The organism is Pseudomonadales bacterium, from assembly GCA_024234435.1.
In the GTDB taxonomy this organism is placed as follows: domain Bacteria; phylum Pseudomonadota; class Gammaproteobacteria; order Pseudomonadales; family Porticoccaceae; genus JACKOF01.
Map to the genome: position 1 here is coordinate 414684 of JACKOF010000002.1, position 18117 is coordinate 432800.

General features: G+C 51.3%; 21 protein-coding genes. 15 read left to right on the plus strand and 6 right to left on the minus strand.

What is annotated here, in order from left to right:
- Positions 1-12: 12 nt before the first annotated feature.
- The 3 genes from rsmB to H7A02_11915 are packed head-to-tail and all read right to left on the minus strand — an operon-like array spanning position 13 to position 2861.
- Positions 13-1311, minus strand: coding sequence for a 16S rRNA (cytosine(967)-C(5))-methyltransferase RsmB (gene rsmB, locus H7A02_11905; protein ID MCP5172957.1), 1299 nt, complete (start codon positions 1309-1311; stop codon positions 13-15).
- Positions 1308-2333, minus strand: a complete 1026-nt coding sequence (fmt, locus tag H7A02_11910) for a methionyl-tRNA formyltransferase (GenBank protein MCP5172958.1) — start codon at positions 2331-2333, stop codon at positions 1308-1310. Before fmt ends, rsmB begins: the two co-directional genes overlap by 4 nt.
- A gap of 21 nt (positions 2334-2354) precedes the next feature.
- The gene (locus H7A02_11915; GenBank protein MCP5172959.1) at positions 2355-2861 is read right to left on the minus strand and encodes a peptide deformylase; all 507 of its coding nucleotides are present in this window, start codon (positions 2859-2861) and stop codon (positions 2355-2357) included.
- A gap of 154 nt (positions 2862-3015) precedes the next feature.
- Here H7A02_11915 and H7A02_11920 point away from each other — a divergent pair, with 154 nt between their 5' ends.
- The 8 genes from H7A02_11920 (at position 3016) to H7A02_11955 (ending at position 10221) form a co-directional block, all read left to right on the plus strand.
- Positions 3016-4047 carry a LysM peptidoglycan-binding domain-containing protein gene (locus H7A02_11920; protein ID MCP5172960.1) on the plus strand — a complete coding sequence of 344 codons (1032 nt, stop codon included), beginning with the start codon at positions 3016-3018 and terminating at the stop codon, positions 4045-4047.
- 107 nt (positions 4048-4154) lie between these two features.
- On the plus strand, positions 4155-5255 hold the full coding sequence (gene dprA, locus H7A02_11925) for a DNA-protecting protein DprA (GenBank protein ID MCP5172961.1): 1101 nt from the start codon (positions 4155-4157) through the stop codon (positions 5253-5255).
- Positions 5256-5318: 63 nt separating this feature from the next.
- Positions 5319-5822: a 5-(carboxyamino)imidazole ribonucleotide mutase gene (gene purE / locus H7A02_11930; protein MCP5172962.1), complete on the plus strand. Its 504-nt coding sequence runs from the start codon at positions 5319-5321 to the stop codon at positions 5820-5822.
- A 32-nt stretch (positions 5823-5854) separates the two neighbouring features.
- On the plus strand, positions 5855-6427 hold the full coding sequence (locus tag H7A02_11935) for a Sua5/YciO/YrdC/YwlC family protein (GenBank protein MCP5172963.1): 573 nt from the start codon (positions 5855-5857) through the stop codon (positions 6425-6427).
- Positions 6428-6439: 12 nt separating this feature from the next.
- A complete protein-coding gene (gene hemF, locus H7A02_11940) occupies positions 6440-7342 on the plus strand; it encodes an oxygen-dependent coproporphyrinogen oxidase (protein ID MCP5172964.1) in 903 nt (300 codons plus the stop codon).
- Positions 7343-7403: 61 nt separating this feature from the next.
- Positions 7404-8234 (plus strand): shikimate dehydrogenase, encoded by an 831-nt coding sequence (aroE, locus tag H7A02_11945; protein ID MCP5172965.1) that lies wholly within the window; start codon positions 7404-7406, stop codon positions 8232-8234.
- 87 nt (positions 8235-8321) lie between these two features.
- Positions 8322-9773, plus strand: a complete 1452-nt coding sequence (locus tag H7A02_11950; GenBank protein MCP5172966.1) for a YdgA family protein — start codon at positions 8322-8324, stop codon at positions 9771-9773.
- A gap of 100 nt (positions 9774-9873) precedes the next feature.
- Positions 9874-10221 (plus strand): rhodanese-like domain-containing protein, encoded by a 348-nt coding sequence (locus tag H7A02_11955; protein ID MCP5172967.1) that lies wholly within the window; start codon positions 9874-9876, stop codon positions 10219-10221.
- 25 nt (positions 10222-10246) lie between these two features.
- On the opposite strand, the gene H7A02_11960 is transcribed toward H7A02_11955, so the two are convergent.
- Entirely contained in the window at positions 10247-10792 is a 546-nt protein-coding gene (locus H7A02_11960; GenBank protein MCP5172968.1) for a gamma carbonic anhydrase family protein, read from the minus strand.
- 85 nt (positions 10793-10877) lie between these two features.
- Here H7A02_11960 and H7A02_11965 point away from each other — a divergent pair, with 85 nt between their 5' ends.
- The gene (locus H7A02_11965; GenBank protein ID MCP5172969.1) at positions 10878-11114 is read left to right on the plus strand and encodes a YheV family putative metal-binding protein; all 237 of its coding nucleotides are present in this window, start codon (positions 10878-10880) and stop codon (positions 11112-11114) included.
- Positions 11115-11148: 34 nt separating this feature from the next.
- Here the strand turns inward: H7A02_11965 and H7A02_11970 are convergent, their stop codons facing one another.
- Positions 11149-11814 (minus strand): hypothetical protein, encoded by a 666-nt coding sequence (locus H7A02_11970; protein MCP5172970.1) that lies wholly within the window; start codon positions 11812-11814, stop codon positions 11149-11151.
- A gap of 217 nt (positions 11815-12031) precedes the next feature.
- Between H7A02_11970 and coxB the strand changes: the two genes are divergently transcribed.
- The 4 genes from coxB to H7A02_11990 all read left to right on the plus strand — a co-directional run bounded on the left by coxB (position 12032) and on the right by H7A02_11990 (position 16305).
- A complete protein-coding gene (gene coxB / locus H7A02_11975) occupies positions 12032-13180 on the plus strand; it encodes a cytochrome c oxidase subunit II (GenBank protein ID MCP5172971.1) in 1149 nt (382 codons plus the stop codon).
- A gap of 14 nt (positions 13181-13194) precedes the next feature.
- Entirely contained in the window at positions 13195-14748 is a 1554-nt protein-coding gene (ctaD, locus tag H7A02_11980) for a cytochrome c oxidase subunit I (GenBank protein MCP5172972.1), read from the plus strand.
- Positions 14749-14782: 34 nt separating this feature from the next.
- Positions 14783-15337: a cytochrome c oxidase assembly protein gene (locus H7A02_11985; GenBank protein ID MCP5172973.1), complete on the plus strand. Its 555-nt coding sequence runs from the start codon at positions 14783-14785 to the stop codon at positions 15335-15337.
- A gap of 71 nt (positions 15338-15408) precedes the next feature.
- Entirely contained in the window at positions 15409-16305 is an 897-nt protein-coding gene (locus H7A02_11990) for a cytochrome c oxidase subunit 3 (protein MCP5172974.1), read from the plus strand.
- 94 nt (positions 16306-16399) lie between these two features.
- Here the strand turns inward: H7A02_11990 and H7A02_11995 are convergent, their stop codons facing one another.
- Entirely contained in the window at positions 16400-16663 is a 264-nt protein-coding gene (locus H7A02_11995) for a DUF2909 domain-containing protein (GenBank protein ID MCP5172975.1), read from the minus strand.
- 62 nt (positions 16664-16725) lie between these two features.
- Here H7A02_11995 and H7A02_12000 point away from each other — a divergent pair, with 62 nt between their 5' ends.
- Both H7A02_12000 and H7A02_12005 read left to right on the plus strand, forming a co-directional pair.
- The gene (locus H7A02_12000) at positions 16726-17499 is read left to right on the plus strand and encodes an SURF1 family protein (GenBank protein ID MCP5172976.1); all 774 of its coding nucleotides are present in this window, start codon (positions 16726-16728) and stop codon (positions 17497-17499) included.
- Positions 17496-18116 carry a hypothetical protein gene (locus H7A02_12005; protein ID MCP5172977.1) on the plus strand — a complete coding sequence of 207 codons (621 nt, stop codon included), beginning with the start codon at positions 17496-17498 and terminating at the stop codon, positions 18114-18116. The genes H7A02_12000 and H7A02_12005 overlap by 4 nt, the downstream gene beginning before the upstream one ends.
- Position 18117: the final 1 nt, after the last annotated feature.

Here is an 18117-nt window from a genome sequence, read left to right on the forward strand (position 1 = left end):
TTGATGCTATATCTACAGTTGTTTTTGCAGTTTTGCATAATAGAAACCATCGTGACCATCAGTTTGTGGCAGTAACTGCCTGCCAAATGGTGTTTTAAAACCTGCTTCGATATCGATGCCTGAACAGATTGCGTCTTCAGTGGTGTTCAGGAACCCTTCAATGGTTGCGTCATTTTCCTCTGGCAGTGTTGAGCAAGTCGCGTACAGCAGGATGCCGCCCGGTTTTAGCAAGGTCCACAGCGAATTCAGTAGCGTCTTTTGCAGTGTTGCTAGCTTAACAATATCTGCTGGTGTGCGCAGCAGTTTGATGTCCGGGTGACGCCGAATAACGCCAGTTGCCGAGCAGGGGGCGTCGAGCAGTATACGGTCGAAGGCTTCGCCGTCCCACCATTCTTGTGTGTTTGCCGCATCGCAGGCGATAACCTGAGCTTGTAACTGGAGGCGTTCTAGGTTCTCTTCAACACGAATTAACCGTTCGGCGTCGATATCAACGGCGAGCACTGTGCCATCGTTATGCAGACATTCAAGAATATGGCAGGTTTTACCTCCCGGTGCGCAACAGGCATCCAGCACCCGCTGTCCGGCAGACAGGGATAAAAGCTGGGCAGCGAGCTGGGCAGCCTCGTCCTGTACGCTGACCATCCCTTCATCAAAACCCGGAAGTAAATGGACGTCAGTGGGTTGCTGCAACTGGATACCGTCTTCGCTGAACGGGCAGGCAGCAGCTTCGATCCGGTGATCGTTGAGTTGTTCCAGGTAACGATTGCGACTGCTTTTCAGGCGATTGACCCGCAGGGTCATCGGCGGCCGACTGTTGCTGGCTGCAATGAGAGCGTCCAGCTGCTCTGGCCAGCTGTTCTGCCAGGCGTCAAAAAGCCAGGCAGGATGTGCGGTATCAAATTCAGGCTGGCCGACCAGTTTTGAATCAAGCGCCTCCCGTTCTCTCTGAAAGCGGCGAAGGACGGCGTTGACCAGCCCTTTGGCCCACACTTTTTTCAGGCCTTTGGTGGCAGCGACGGTTTCGCTGACGGCGGCGTGAGGCGGAATTCTCAGGTAAATCAGTTGATAAAGGCCACAGGTCAGGAGGGCTTCCAGGTCACCGTCTTTATGTTTGAAGGGTTTATCAAGCAGCTGATTCAGGTAGCAGAGTAATTTGGGTTGCCAGCGCAGGGTTCCGTAGCAGAGCTCCTGAAGCAAGCCGCGGTCCTTCTCTGGTGCTGCTGCCAGGTAGCCGGGCAGGATGCTGTTCAGTGATTCGCCATCATGCAGCACAGAACGGATAACTTTGGCGGCGGCAATCCGGACATTCATGCTGAACAGGAGTCTTCTGAAGAGGTCACGTGAATGAAGCGGTTCCCTTGCCTGAATAACGCGGCCCGTGATTTCAGAATTTCATTGACTGGCAGGCGGTTTTTGCCGGATAACTGCATTTCGGTAATCCGATAGCTGTAATCGGCACAGGCTACCTCTATGCCGTTGTCGTCAGTGTTGATAATGGTTCCCGCAGGTAGCGAGCTGTCATTTTGAGTGGGCTCGCCGGACCAAATCCGGATTCTCTCTTTATGGCCGGTCTGGTCCTGCCCCTCTGTTGTTGAAGCAATTTCCGTATATGCCACCGGAACTGGATTAAAGGCGCGAACTTTTCGGTCAATCTGCCCGGCACTTTGTTGCCAGTTGATCAGGGCTTCCTGTTTGCTGATCTTGGGAGCGTAATTGCTGAGGGAGTCTTCCTGCTTTTCGGCTACCGCTCGCCCTTCTGCGAGTTCTTTCAATGCGATATGGAGTGCATCTGGCCCGATGGCGGCCAGTCGATCATGTAATGAAGCACTTGTTTCTTTTGGATGTATAGTGACGTGAGCGCTCACCAACATATCGCCGGTGTCCAGTCCCTCATCCATTTGCATAATGGTGATCCCGGTTTCCGGGTCGCCGGCTTCAATTGCTCTTTGAATTGGTGCGGCTCCCCGCCAACGCGGCAATAAAGACCCGTGTACGTTGATGCAGCCAAGCCTTGGTGTGTCGAGAATGGTTTTGGGAAGCAGTAATCCATAGGCGACCACCACCATGATATCGGCGTTGAACTCGGCTAATTGTTGTTGTGCTTCGCTGGATTTCAAACTGGCGGGTTGCAGTACCGGTAAGTCGTGTTGCTGGGCAAGCAGTTTGACCGGGGAGGGCGTGAGTTTTTTGCCCCTGCCTGCAGGCCTGTCTGGCTGGGTATAGACGGCTACCACCTTGTGGCCGGTTTGTTCGAGAATGCCGCGCAAATGGATGGCGGCAAACTCCGGCGTGCCGGCAAAGACAATGCGAAGCCTGTCAGAAGAGATTGTCATGTTATTGTCCGGTTGCGGCTGTTATGCTTGGCGACGATGGAGTTTTTCGAGCTTCTTACGAATCCGGTCCCGCTTGATGCTGGAGAGATAATCCACGAACAGTTTGCCGTTCAGGTGATCCAGTTCGTGCTGAATGCAGACGGCCATTAGCCCGTCTGGTTCCAGGGTAAATGGCTCACCATGTTCATTGAGGGCCGTGACACGGATATGGTCAGGTCGGTCAACAGCGTCATAGAAACCGGGCACGGACAGACAACCTTCTTCATGACTGCGCTTCCCCTCTCCCAAAACTTCCACTTCAGGGTTGATCAGCACCAGGGGGGCGCTTTGGTTGTCAGACAAATCCATTACGACAACCCGCTCATGCACATCTACTTGGGTTGCGGCGAGACCAATGCCCGGTGCCGCATACATGGTCTCCAGCATGTCATTGACCAGCATTTTGATGCGTTCATCTACCGCTAATACCGGGCTGGCAACGGTTCTCAGGCGTTGATCGGGAAATTCAAGTATGTTCAATATGGCCATAATGTTTGTGACGAGCTTCTAGCAATAAGCGGCAAACCGCTGTTAACATTAGATTTATCTGGGAGTTTTAGGCAATAATGCACGTCGGGGTGTAATTAATGCTCTATGGGGTGGAAGTATACACCATCGGAAATCAGCACACAGGACGGCCAAAATGAAAAAAGTACTGCTGGCGCTACTCGGAATCTGGGTTGGCATATGGGGTTTTGCCGCAGCGGTTACCGCTGCAGATGAGCACTTTAATGACAATATTCCCGACAAGTACACCGTGAAACGCGGTGATACACTCTGGGATATTTCCGATTTCTTTTTAAAGACGCCCTGGTTGTGGCCGGAAATCTGGTACGTTAACCCGCAAATTCGCAACCCCCACTTGATTTATCCCGGTGATATTATCAGTCTGGTCTATATTGACGGTAAGCCCCGCCTGATGTTGCAGCGCGGTGATCGGGTAGTGAAGCTGAATCCGCAGATTCGTGAACTTCCCCATGCCGAAGCGATTGACGCCATTCCGTTGAGCACCGTTAATAACTTCCTGTCACGTAATCGTGTGGTGGAGAAGGGTGAGCTGGAAGCGGCACCCTATGTTGTTGCCGGCAATGAAAAACGCTTGATTAGCGGCAAAGGCGATCAGTTTTATGCCCGCGGTGAATTCGATAGAACCCCGAGTTATGGCATCTATCGCAAGGGGAATCCTTATATTGACCCCGAGTCTGGCGAATTACTGGGTATCCGGGCGCAGGATATCGGCTCGGCAAAGCTGCAAACAGTTGATGGTGATATAGCCACCTTGCAGGCCACCCGCACAGTAGAAGAAATACGCGTGGGTGAGCGCCTGCTGCCTCATGAAGAGCGCCGTATCGACTCAACCTTTTACCCCAGCTCGCCAGAAGAGACACTTGAAGGCGTTATTATGACGGTTGAGGGCGGGATATCGCAGGTAGGCCATCTCGACGTGGTTGCCATTAACAAGGGTGAGCGTGATGGTTTGGTTGTTGGCAACATGTTGGCCATTTATAAACGTGGTGAGACGGTTGTCGATCGTGTGGCGAAAGAAAAGGTCGTACTGCCAGCAGAGCGCGCAGGTTTGGTGATGGTTTTTCGTACATTTGAAAAAATGAGTTTCGGTTTGGTGTTGCGTGCCAAGCGGCCACTGGCGGTGAACGATATTGTTCGCAATCCGTAACAGGTTCTAGCATTGCATAAAAAACGCCGACGTTACGTCGGCGTTTTTTATTTCGGGTCGCCAGGCAAGAAAACTTTTTAGCAGAAATCTGTTCAAGGAGGAGCAGAATGAACAGGGAGAGTTCAAGCGTTATGGTGATGCAGTCAATAAAAGCACTGTCACCTACTGATCTGTTGTCGTTATACCGAAAGTTTGGATCATTTTCGGCGGCGCTGTCGGCTGACCGGCAGGCATTAGCTGACATCTTGTGTGGTAAGGCGCTGGAGTCTGTTTTGCGCTATCAGGAATACCCCGGAGGGCACCTCGCGGAGGCTGACAAAATCCATGATTGGTGTTGCAACAACACGATCAATTTGGTGCCACTGGGTTGTGATCACTATCCACCCCTTCTCAAGGAGATTTCCCGTCCGCCCCCGCTGTTGTTTGTTAAGGGCGATCCGGCTGTTCTGGCGTTACCCCAAATAGCGTTGGTAGGTAGCCGAAATGCAAGCGCTACCGGCATCAATAATGCTGAACAGTTTTCGCAAATGCTGGCTGCGAATGGCTTTGTGGTTACCAGTGGTATGGCGTTAGGCATTGACGGCGCAGCACATCGGGGTGCCATGGAACAGGGCAAAACGGTTGCCGTTGTCGGTACAGGGTTGGATATTTGTTACCCGCGCCGGCACAGTGAACTCCAGGAAAAAATTGTTGAAAACGGGGGTGCAGTAATCAGCGAATTTTATCCGGGCACCCCGCCGGTTGCGCGAAACTTTCCCCGTCGGAACCGAATCATCAGCGGTATGAGTGTCGGCGTGCTGGTCGTTGAAGCCGCCTTGAAAAGCGGGTCTCTAATTACGGCACGCTTGGCAATGGAGGAAAACCGTGAAGTTTTTGCCATTCCCAGCACGCTTCACAACCCGCTTGGGAAGGGTTGTCATCAGCTGATTAAGCAGGGTGCTACACTAGTGGAGACGGCTGCCGATATTGTTGAGCATCTGGGAAGTATACTCAGCTATCTGACGCCCAGTGATGATAGCGGGTGTCCCTCGCCACTGGCAGCCGATCAGCAGTTGCTGCTCGACGCAATGGGGTTTGATACGGTTGATAGCGACTGGCTGGTGAATAAAACCGGTTTATCGGTGACTGTGTTGAATCAGCAATTGCTTGCCCTGGAATTGGCGGGTGTTATCGAAAAACGCGGAGGGTACTTTATCCGGGTTCGGTAACTATTGCGAAACGGTTTTTGATAAGGTAGCCTGCGCGGTTTTCCAGATTTAAGGTGTGAAAATATGAGTAAGCCTTTTGTTGCCATTCTGATGGGTTCCGATTCAGACTTGCCTGTTATGGAAGCCTGTTTTGATATTCTCAACAAGCTTGGGGTTCCTTTCGAGGCAAAGATCTCTTCTGCCCACCGGACCCCGGAAGCCACTCACCACTATGTGAAAGATGCCGACAGCCGTGGTTGTGCAGCGTTTATTTGCGCGGCAGGCATGGCCGCCCATTTGGCTGGAGCAGTGTCAGCCAATACACTGAAGCCGGTGATCGGCGTGCCAATCAACTCATCGCTGGATGGCCTCGATGCACTGCTTTCCACGGTACAAATGCCAGGCGGCATTCCAGTTGCTACTGTGGCGATTGGCAAGGCCGGTGCAAAAAATGCGGCATATCTGGCGGCGCAGATTATCGGTGTTGCCGATGCAGAGCTGCATGCCCGGTTGGTTGAAGAGCGTGTGGCCAATGCAGCGGCAGTTGTTGCTAAAGATGCCGCGCTACAAGAACAGCTAGGAAACTAGCTATCAGCTTGAAACCTCTGGCGGAGAACGCCTTGAATTTCTGGGAGCATCACCACCGCGTTCAACTTGCTGCGCAGGCTTTACGCGCGGGTGCGGTGGTGGGCTATCCAACAGAAGCGGTTTGGGGGTTGGGTTGTGACCCCTTCTGTTTGTCCGCGGTGGCGCGCATTCTGGCAATGAAACGCCGCGATGCCAGTATGGGGCTGATATTAATCGCCGCTTCGGTTTCTCAGCTGGAACCTTTTCTGAAAGGTTTGACAGAGAGTCAGCGACTTCAGTTGGCAGCAAGCTGGCCTGGTCCCAATACCTGGCTGATTCCGGATAACGGCACTGCTCCTGGCTGGATTACCGGTGGCCGCTCTACTTTGGCGGTACGTGTGACAGATCACCCTCTGGCTGCAGCTCTTTGCAAGGCATTTGGTGGGCCGCTGGTTTCTACATCGGCAAACCCTCATGGTTTGCCCCCGGCCAAATCCGCACTCAAGCTCAAAAGTTATTTTCGTGGTAGTGTTGATGACCTTTTGCCGGGACAAGTGGGGTCTGCGGCAAAACCGACCCGTATCCGAGATCTTATAACCGGTGACACAATTCGCCCCGGTGCTTGAAAAGGCAAAATCATGGTTGATAAGCAGGCAGTGAAAACCTATTTGACAGGTTTGCAGGATCGTATTTGCGAAGACCTCCAGGCGCTGGAGCCGCACGCGAGTTTTCAGCAAGACAGCTGGCAGCGAGAAGAAGGTGGTGGCGGTCGTAGCAGAGTCATTGCCGATGGCAAAGTATTTGAGAAAGGCGGTGTTAATTTCTCTCATGTCCACGGTAAGCAGTTGCCACCTTCTGCAACGGCAGCCAGACCTGAATTGGCGGGTCGCTCCTTTGAGGCCATGGGGGTGTCGCTGGTGATTCATCCTCAAAACCCCTATGTGCCAACCTCCCACGCCAATGTCCGGTTTTTTATCGCGGAAAAAGAGGGCGGAGATCCCGTGTGGTGGTTTGGGGGGGGGTATGACCTGACGCCTTATTACGGCAATGAAGAAGATTGTCGTGCCTGGCACCAGACAGCCAAATCAGCCTGTGAGCCTTTTGGTGAAGAGGTTTACCCCCGTTTCAAGACATGGTGTGATGAATATTTTTACCTCAAGCATCGCGACGAACCCCGTGGCGTCGGTGGCCTTTTTTTCGATGATTTCAATGAGCCGGGTTTTGAGCAAAGCTTTGCTCTGATGCGTTCTGTGGGAGACAGCTACAGTAAAGCCTATGTGCCCATTGTTGAGCGCAGGGCCGATTGTGCTTATGGTGAACGGGAACGCCAGTTTCAGCTTTATCGACGAGGGCGCTATGTCGAATTTAATCTGGTTTATGATCGGGGGACGCTGTTTGGTCTGCAAACGGGCGGGCGTACGGAGTCCATACTGATGTCACTGCCGCCACTGGTGAGCTGGAAATACGACTGGCAACCGCAGCCGGGTTCCCCGGAGTCTGCCTTATACACCGATTTTTTGACCAGTCGTGATTGGGCGTAATGTTGCCACTTGACTGTACGCTGCTTAATACCGACATGAAGGACAAAACCAGGCGATACTTATGACTGATCAATATGCCGTGTTTGGCAATCCTGTAGCACAAAGTAAATCGCCAACAATTCACAAGATGTTCGCCGGTCAAACCGGTGAAGATCTGCATTACAGCAAACAACAGGTGGTGCCAGGCAGATTTGAAGAAGCTGCCGATGTGTTTTTTGCTGCGGGCGGTAAGGGTCTGAACATTACGGTGCCGTTCAAACAGGATGCTTATCGCTATGCAGCCAGGCTGACAGCGCGGGCTCGCCGTGCGGGGGCGGTTAACACGCTGACAATGCGTGAAGGAGTAGTACAGGGGGATACAACGGATGGTGTCGGCATGATTCGGGATATCACCAAGAATTTGTGCTGGCCCATTACTGGCCAGCGGGTGCTGATTCTGGGAGCAGGCGGTGCTGTGCGAGGTGTACTGGAGCCTCTGCTGGAAGAAGCTCCCCAGCATGTGGTGATCGCCAACCGTACCCTCGAAAAAGCGATGCAACTGTCAAAAGCGTTTGCCGAAATGGGTTATCTGCTGGGTTGTGATCTGGATATGCTGTCTGGTCAGCAGTTTGACCTGATTATTAATGGGACCAGCGCCAGCCTGCAGGGTGAACTGCCACCCCTTCCGGATGACTTGTTAGCCGCCGGGGGGCGTGTGTACGACATGATGTACGCTGCCGAGCCGACAGTTTTTATGCGGTGGGCACAGCAGCGGGGTGCTGCGGAAGTTGCCGATGGGTTGGGCATGCTGGTCGAGCAGGCGGCTGAATCTTTTTCCATCTGGCGTGGGGTGCAGCCGGAGACCCGGCCTGTCATTGCCGCTATTCGGCAAGAGTTGGTCACAGGCGGTTAGCGTTTGCGGAATAGGTTGGCGGGTTGTTTCTGACACCTGATCCGTTACAGTGTCGCCTGTATTTCCCACTTTTCAAGGACTGAATGTATGAAAAAAATCGTTTTAGGCATTTTCTGCCTGCTTCTTCTTGTTCTGTTTGTTGGTTCGTTTGTGACTGGCCCGGTGGCGCATTCGGCTATTGAACAGCAGATTGCCAAAATTAACCGGATGCCCGGGTACCAAGCCGAACTGGTGGAATACAGCGAAAATTGGCGTACAGCGCAAGGCAAGGTACGAGTGGGTTTCGATTGGGGTCTGTATGCCAATATGTCAGCGGATGATCCTCAATTGCAGAAGAAAATACAACAGATGCCTTCGAGCCTGTTGCTGGATGTCCAGGTAAATCATGGGCCGGTTCTGCCTCAGGATGGTTTTGGTATCGGTGTGGCTTATATTGAGATGCGCCCGGATGTATCGAATTACCCGCAGCTACAGGCTTTTCAACAAAAGGTCGACATTGATGCGCTGTTTACCTATCAGGCCACTGTCGGGTTGCTGGGCCGTTCTCCGTTTGCTTTTACCTCTCCGGCGTTTGATTGGATCAATGAGGAAAACGGCGGCACGCTTAGTTATGGTGGGGCCCGGTTCTCGGGCAGTTATGATGCCCGCTCGCATAACCTGATCATGAATGGTGCACTTGCTCCGCTCTCGTTTGCCGGTGAAAAAGGCGCCGTGCAGGTGTCTGCCATTGAACTGAGTGGTGATCTGGAACTGGTGAATGATATGGTATCGCTCGGCGAGATGACCATGACACTGGCGAATATCACTGTTAACGAACGGCAATCTGTCGGAAATGACAGTCTGGCATCCGTGAATGATTTGGTGGTTCGGTACAGTGGTTCGCGGGATGGTGACAATACCGTCAAAATGGCTGTGCAGTATGGTATTGGCGAACTGCTTGCCGGTGATGAGCAGTTGGCCGACATGAATGTCCAAATTGTTTTTGAGCGTCTGGGAGTAGATGCGTTGCAAAAATACTACGATCAGCTTATAGGCCTGTATCAAAATGCTGAAGGTGTGTCAGATTTACAGCAACGGCAGTTGGCTATGATGTCGGAGCTGGGTCTTGAGTTTCTGAAATATTCTCCCGCGATGCATATTCCGGATATCAGCTTTACCATGAATGACGGCAGGTTTTCGGCAAATGCCCGGGTTGATTTTGATGGTCAGGGCGCAGAGATAGTTGCTGCTGATTTGGCAAACCCGCTAATGCTGATGGCCCGTTTGAAGATTGTTGCGGCACTCAGTTTTGATCAGCAGTTGCTGGAGACCCTTGGTGTGAAAATACTTGCCGATCAGATTAGCGCTCAACTGGTGTCACAGAACCAGCAGATGTCGGAAGATGAGGTTAATGAGCTGGCAAAAAGCCAATTGCAGATGGCGCTAACCCAGCAGGTTGATCAGGGTATTATCGTCAGTACCTCTGAGGGTTACCGCGCAGCCTTTTCTCTGGAGAAAGGGGCGATGCAGTTAAATGGTAAACCGTTCTCGCCTTTCTGAATGGACAGGGCAGCGTTTGGTTACTGATTGCAGATATCTGCATTCTGTTATAAAAAGGAAGCAGGTGTTGTTATTCGTGGCAGTATGCAAGGGGGTTGAGATGAAACAACTGTTGGTAGTGTTGATTGCAGTCCTGTTGCCACTGACAGGTTTTGCAACTGGAGCGGAATCAGGAGGAGAAGAAATTTTGTGGATTGATGTTCGTACAGCAGAGGAATATAGCGCCGGTCACTTGCCCGGGGCCATTAATATAAATTATACCGAAATAACCGTTTTCATCGGAGATCATGCAGAGTCGAAGGAGCGGCCTATCAAGCTGTATTGTGGCACCGGTCGACGTGCAGGCATCGCCAAGCAGGCTTTAGAAGAAGCCGGTTACCGCAATGTTTCCAACGAGGGCGGGCTGGGTGATGTGATGGCCAAACAGGAACAGCAGCAGCAACAATAAGCGTGTTGTTGGTTCCGGGTGCGGGTTATTCGGCCTGCTCGGAAAGGTACTGGTCTTTCAGTTTTACGTAGTTGGCGGGTGAATAGCTGAAAAACTGCTTTTCTTTCTCGGTAAGTGCCCGCACCTGCTTGGCAGGAGCGCCCACGTAAAGATAGCCGCTTTCCAGGACCTTGCCGGGGGGTACTACGCAGCCTGATCCGATGATAACTTCTTTTTCAACCACTGCGCCGTCATTCACGATGGCGCCATTGCCTACCAGAATTCGGTTGTTCAGTGTGCAGCCATGCAATATGGCGCCGTGACCGATAATCACATCATCCCCAATCGTTAAGGGAAAGCCACCGGGGTTGAATGGCCCATCGTGGGTTATGTGCAGTACAGCATTATCCTGAACGTTGGAGCGATCGCCGATGCGGATGCTGTGCATATCGCCGCGGATTACGGCGCCAGGCCATACTGAAACATCGTTCCCCAGTACCACATCCCCTATTACAGTAGCTGCGGGGTCTACGTATACTCTTTCTCCCAAGCTGGGATGGATGCCTTTATAAGGTCGGATATTATTTATCATGAGATTGCCTGATTCTACTGCGGATTATCGAAAGCGGTATAATAGCGATCTTGTCTATTGATCAACAGTCCGGAATTGGTTTTCTATGTTTAAAGCTCAAAAACGATTTGTTGCCGGTGCCGTATGCCCCCGTTGTGGGGAGCAGGACAAGCTGGTGATGTTCAGTGATGAGGGGGAAACCTTTCGCGAGTGCGTGGCTTGTGATTTCAGCGAGAAGATGAGGTTTCAGAAATCGGTTCGTGAGCTGGATACCCGGGTAAATCGGAGTGCAGCAGATCAGTCTGAGGCCAGGCCGGTAAAATTGATTGACCCCGGAGCCTGATGGCCGCTGGTAAAGACTGGCCGGGTTAATCGTTTTAGTGAAAAACCATGCGTGGATTAGCGTTTCGCAGCGTAAGCTGAATGGCCATTGAATCCATCAGGCAAGGCCATTTCTTCAGTTCTTTTGCCCAGTTGGTTCGGGTTTTTGACAGATGTTGTACCAGCGCATCGCTGGAAAAAAGATCTTCGGTGTACGCCAGATGGTTAACAATCAGGTGCACAGCCTGATCCAGCTGGTTGGCGAATGGTTCACTGATCAGGTGGTGAATAATCAGGTTGGAGCGGGTCATGTCCATAGGAACCAGCGGCAGTCCCGAGCTGGCCATAAAGCGATCATTGACCTCCTCTATCAATCGGTGAGCCAGATAGGCTTCATCCATCAGGGCAGTGAGTCCGCTATGCCCGTTCAGTAATTCGGGTGGCTGGGCAAAAAAATCCGCAGCAACCGCCATGACGGGTTCGGTGTACACGTCAAGCCCTGCATCGGTTGCTATGGCATCTACTGCATCAACAAACTCCGGCACATGATCAATGTAGTGCGTGATAAAGTTCAGTAAAACAGGCACCACATGCTCTTCAGGCAACTGGATGGCGTGGTGAAGACCGCCGGTGCGGGCCTCAAGCAGGCGAGCCAGCTGCCCGGTATTTTTTTCGTGCTGTTTGGCAGAGTTGATGGCGTGACGAATGGTTACTGTGTCCATGATTAAAACCTAGTAGAGGTTTTCAGAATTGCAAAGAATATCTTGGCAGATGCGTATTTTTGTCACTGAATGATTATTTTTCGGTAAATTTGGCCATTAATACACCTTATTGGGTTGGAGCAAGTGGTCAAACTTCTGTTATACTTCCGCCGCTTTACGACTACCACTTAAGTGGCAGTTACAATAATTAAATAAATCAATAAACGGAGATAGGGCGATGTTAAGAAGAGCCAGCCAGCTTTTCGCGTTGCTGCTTGCCCCTGTATTGTCATTATCCCTACCGGGTAATGCCCTTGCAGAAAGCGGTCAGCGTTGGGCGGTGAATATGCCCCAGGGTGTGACACCTGTTAGTCAGGAGATATACGACATCCACATGATCATTTTCTGGATCTGTGTGGTGATTGGCGTAATAGTCTTCGCGATAATGTTCTACAGCATGTTTGCTCACCGCAAATCTCGCGGCGCAGTCGCGGCCAACTTCCACGAAAATACCACTGCGGAAATAGTCTGGACAATTATCCCGGCGTTGATTCTGGTGGTCATGGCCATTCCGGCGACCAAGGTAATAGTCAATGCTTACGATACGACTGAAGCGGAACTGGATATCAAGGTGACCGGTTATCAGTGGAAGTGGCAGTATGAATACCTGGGTGAAGATGTTGCTTTTATGAGCGAGCTGACGACTCCCGAATCCGAAATCTACAATACGGCTCCCAAAGGCGAGTTTTATCTGCAGGAAGTTTCCCAGCCACTGGTGATTCCGGCGCGCACCAAGGTTCGTTTTCTGATTACCGCCAAGGATGTGATTCACTCCTGGTGGGTCGTTGATCTGGGTGTCAAGAAAGATGCGATTCCCGGTTTTATCAATGAAACTTGGGCTTATGTAGAAGAGCCGGGTATTTATCGCGGTGAATGTGCGGAGCTCTGTGGTAAAGGTCATGCCTTTATGCCGATTGTGGTAAATGTCGTTGAGCCTGAAGAATACCAGACCTGGATTTCGGAAAAGAAAGTCGCCGCTGCTGCCGAACGCGAACTGGCCAACAAGACGTTCACCATGGATGAGTTGATGGCTCGTGGTGAAGAGGCTTATAACCGCTCCTGTGCTGCCTGTCATATGGCTAATGGTGAAGGAATTCCGGGTGTATTCCCGGCTCTTAAAAATAGCCCCATTGCTCTGGGTCCTGTCGAGGGGCATCTGGACGTTGTGGTTAACGGTGTTGCTGGCACTGCGATGCAGGCGTTTGGTGGACAACTGTCAGAGGTTGATCTGGCCGCCATTATTACCTATGAGCGAAATGCCTGGGGTAATAATGTGGGTGATCAGGTTCAGCCGATCAACGTTCTTAAATTCAAGCAAGGCCAATAAGGGAGGATTAAGTCATGGCACACGGTCCCGCTAAAGGTATTGGCCGCTGGCTCTTTACCACAAATCACAAAGACATCGGTACGCTGTATCTCTGGTTCAGCTTCGCCATGTTTATTCTGGGTGGCTTCTTTGCAATGGTTATCCGCGCCGAGCTGTTTGCGCCCGGTATGCAAATTGTCAAACCTGAGTTCTTTAACCAGATGACCACCATGCATGGCCTGGTGATGGTGTTTGGCGCCATTATGCCCGCATTTGTCGGGTTGGCTAACTGGTTGATTCCAATGATGATTGGTGCGCCTGATATGGCGCTGCCGCGCATGAACAATCTGAGCTTCTGGATATTGCCATTTGCGTTTGCCCTGTTGACAGCAACATTGTTCATGGATGGTGGTGCACCCAACTTCGGTTGGACATTTTATGCACCGCTGTCCACAACGTACGCGCCGTCAACGGTGAACTACTTTATCTTTGGTGTTCATATCATGGGTGCGTCGTCCATTATGGGTTCCATCAACATCATCGCTACTGTGCTGAATATGCGTGCACCGGGCATGACGTTGATGAAAATGCCGATGTTTGTCTGGACCTGGCTGATTACGGCATTCCTGCTGATTGCTGTAATGCCGGTGTTGGCAGGTGCGGTGACCATGATGCTGATGGATATCAACTTTGGCACCAGCTTCTTTGATGCCGCAGGTGGTGGTGATCCGGTACTGTTCCAGCACGTGTTCTGGTTCTTTGGTCACCCGGAGGTCTACATCATTATTCTGCCTGCGTTTGGGGTGATTTCTCATATTATTCCGACCTTCAGCCGCAAGCCGTTGTTTGGTTACAGTTCCATGGTGTATGCAACGGCTTCGATCGCGTTCCTGTCGTTTATTGTCTGGGCGCACCACATGTTTATGGTGGGTATGCCCATTTCCGGTGAGTTGTACTTCATGTACGCCACAATGCTGATTGCAGTACCCACGGCAGCCAAGGTGTTTAACTGGATCACGACCATGTTCCGCGGATCGCTGACCTTTGAAACTCCGATGCTGTTTGCTATTGCTTTCGTGATTCTGTTCACCATCGGTGGTTTTACCGGCCTGATGCTGTCAATTGCGCCTGCGGATATTCAGTATCACGACAGCTATTTTGTGGTGGCGCACTTTCACTATGTAATGGTGGCCGGTGCCGTGTTCTCGGGTACGGCAGCTACTTATTACTGGTTGCCCAAGTGGTGCGGACGGATGTACAACGAAGCACTGGGTAAAACGCAGTTCTGGGTTGCATTTATTGGCTTCAATGTCACGTTCTTTCCTCAGCACTTTCTGGGGTTAGCGGGCATGCCTCGCCGTTACGCTGATTATGCGTTGCAGTTCTCTGACTGGAATATGATCTCCAGTATCGGTGCGTTTATTTACGGTGCGGCACAGCTTTTATTCCTGTTTAACGTGATTCACACGATCAAGGCAGGCAAGCCGGTTGAAAAAAACAGCCCTTGGGAAGGTGCGGAAGGTCTGGAGTGGGAAGTTCCCTGCCCTGCTCCGTACCACACGTTTTCTACACCGCCTGAAGTGAAATAAGAAGCTAGTGCAAGCGAAGTAAGGACGAGCAGACATGTCGGCCAACCCGGTTCAAAAGACCTTGGTTAAACTACTCTTCGGAGTGGTCGGCATGTTTGTTTTTGCTGTTTTTGTGATGCCCCCGCTTTACGATGTGTTCTGTGAAGTAACGGGCATTGGTGGTAAAACGGGAGGCCCCTACCAGGTTGTTGAAGCAGGTATTGATGAATCCCGTACCGTCAAAGTGCAGTTTGTCGCGACGAATAACGGGGCTATGCCCTGGGATTTCAGCCCGGTCATTCATGAGCTAAAAGTTCATCCGGGGGAGCCTGTAGAAACGCGGTTTTTTGCCAAAAACAGAACAGGCAAAGATATGGTTGCCCAGGCGATTCCCAGTGTGACGCCTTTCAGTGCCTCGGCGTTTTTCCACAAAACAGAATGTTTCTGCTTTAATCAGCAACCACTGGCTGCCGGTGCAGAAGCGGATTTGCCATTGGTGTTTATTGTCGACAGGGATTTACCAAAAGCGATCAATACCATTACTTTGTCTTATACACTTTTTGATATAACTGACCGTGCTCAGAGTGCGGCAGTGGCGAAATTGAATTAACGATAAAAATTGCCGAACTGCTCAGTGACCAGGTCATGCAAGAGCAGGTGCGGACACAACGGAGAATGATAATGTCAACAGATAGCAACTATTACGTTCCGGATCAGAGCAAATTGCCTCTGATGGCGGCGTTGGGTTTGGGCCTGATTGCGCTGGGTGCTGGCAGCTGGGTGCAGGGCGAAAGCGCAACAATATTTCTCGCCGGTCTGGGAATTCTGGTTTTCACGCTTTATGTCTGGTTTAGCACCGTCATTAAAGAGAACCAGGCTGGTATGGCCAACGCCCAACTAAAACGATCCTACGTTTGGGGGATGAGCTGGTTCATATTTTCGGAAGTCATGTTTTTTGCGGCTTTCTTTGGTGCGCTATTTTATATTCGCGTGTTGGTGTTACCTTGGCTGAGCGAAGGTGAAACCAAAGATCTATTGTGGAACGGGTTTGAATCCAGCTGGCCGTTGATGACAACACCGGACCAGATGCTCAATGGCGAAGCTGCACAGATGGCAGGTCCTGCTGAAAACATGAGTTTTCCTGGCTGGGGCGGTTTGCTTGGCTGGTTGCCGTTGTGGAATACCATTGTACTGTTGACCTCCAGTGTCACGGTTCATGCCGCGCATACAGCGCTTAAAAATGATAACCGCAAAGGTTTTAATATCTGGCTTGGGCTTACCGTACTTTTGGGCGCCATCTTCCTGGTACTTCAGGTTGAAGAATATGTGCATGCCTATTCTCATATGGGGTTGACACTGGAGTCCGGTATTTATGGCACTACCTTCTTTATGTTGACCGGCTTTCACGGGGCTCACGTTACCATGGGAACCATTATGCTGTTGATACAGTGGCTGCGTGGTTTGAAAGGCCACTTCAGTCACGACGATGCGTTTGGCTTTGAGGCGGCATCCTGGTATTGGCACTTTGTGGATGTGGTCTGGGTTGGCCTGTTTATATTTGTCTATGTGCTTGCCTGAAACATGTTGAGATGTAAAAAACGGCCAGAGCGTTAAGTTCTGGCCGTTTTCTTCTTTAGGTGTTCTGGATAAGACGGTTGCTTTCTGCTTGAAATCAAGGCTGCCGTGGCGCTGTTATCGGGTTAACCCGCTCCGGGTGTAATTGCCGATCCCAAGGAGCCTTGCTGGTAAATTGCCCGGTATAGATGCCGTATGCGACCGTCAGTACCAGCGCCGCAGCCAGAGTAACACGAACACCAAGAGCATACAGAAGCCGCTTGCGTGGGTTGACTACGTCTTTCATTAAGAAAACCAGACCGCTACTGAGACTGATTAATACTCCGATAAACAAGACAACAATCAAAACTTTTAGCCACATGCCAGACAACCCGTATGTTAGTTGAAAGTGTTAATTTAACCACAGATGGTATCTGAAACCGAATGCAAAGCTCCCCGGAAACAGCCCGGTTTGAATGGCACTGGAACTGGAAAGTGCTGTTGTTCACGCTTGCCTTCCTGCCGCTGACATTACAGCTGGGGGTCTGGCAGCTTTCCCGGGCTGAGGAAAAACAGCACATGCTGAATGTTCACCAGCAGCGGGCTGAGGCGCCGCTGGTTGATTTGCGACAGGTAGCCCCCGAGGGTGATCGTCAGTATTTGCGGGTTAAAGTAGAAGGCCATTACGACAACCGTACGACCCTGCTACTGGATAACAGTGTTCGCCGGGGGGTGCCCGGATACGAAGTCATTTCTGTTTTCCGTGCAGAGGGTTTGCCCGCCTTGCTTGTGAATCGAGGCTGGATTGCCGCAAATCCAGACAGGAATATTCTTCCCAGGGTTCCTGTCCGGGAGCAGGCGCTGACGATCAGCGGTTACCTGTATCAGTCACCTGGGCAGCAGTTAATGCTGGGCAGCGATCCCTGGCGTGCAGACAAAGCGTTGCAAATCGTTCAGAATGCGGCCCCTGAAATTGCCGCTAACCGGCTTGGTGAGCCTTTGTATGACTACACATTAAGGCTTCATGAAACAGCTCCCGGTGCATTACAAACAGGCTGGCACGTGGTTAACGTGCAACCCGGCAAGCATCGTGGCTACGCTGTGCAATGGTTTGTGATGGCGGCTGTGTTAGTGCTGCTAACGGTGAAGGCAAATTCCAATATTGGTGAACTGTGGCGAAAGTGGCGTCACCCCGAGAAACACGGAGACAATCAATGACCGAACAATCCAGAGGCTTTAATTTTCATGTTGTGTTGATGATCGGCATTCTGTCTGCGGTTATTATTGCGGGCTTCATGATTTTTCCGAAAACCCAGGAAGATAGGGATGCACTGCTTGCCAGGCTGGGCACCACCAATCATGGCAGCTTTATTCAGCCTACGTTGGATCTTCGCGATTTGCCGCTCCGGGATGTAGATGGCAACATCTGGCGTTTCAGCGAGCAGCCGGTAAAGTGGCGTTACTTGATTGCTGATGATGGTCGATGCCAGCAATCGTGTCGGGATATGTTGTATCTAACCCGGCAGGTTCATATTCGGGTTGGTAAAAACAGTAAACGGCTTCAAAGGATGTATCTGTTGCTTGGCGATAAAATGTCGCTCGAAACAGAACAGTACATTGCCCGTGAGCACCCCTATCTGAAAGTGATTAAATCCACAGAGGCTGATTACTCTGTCTGGCTTGGGAAAGCCAATACCGGCTGGCAGCCGGGCATAATGCGAACCCTTGTGGTCGACCAGGATGGCCGGACGATGATGTATTACGGCCCGCAGCATGATGGCAATGGCATTCTTGAGGATATCAATCATCTGCTGAAATATTCGCCTGCACCTTGAT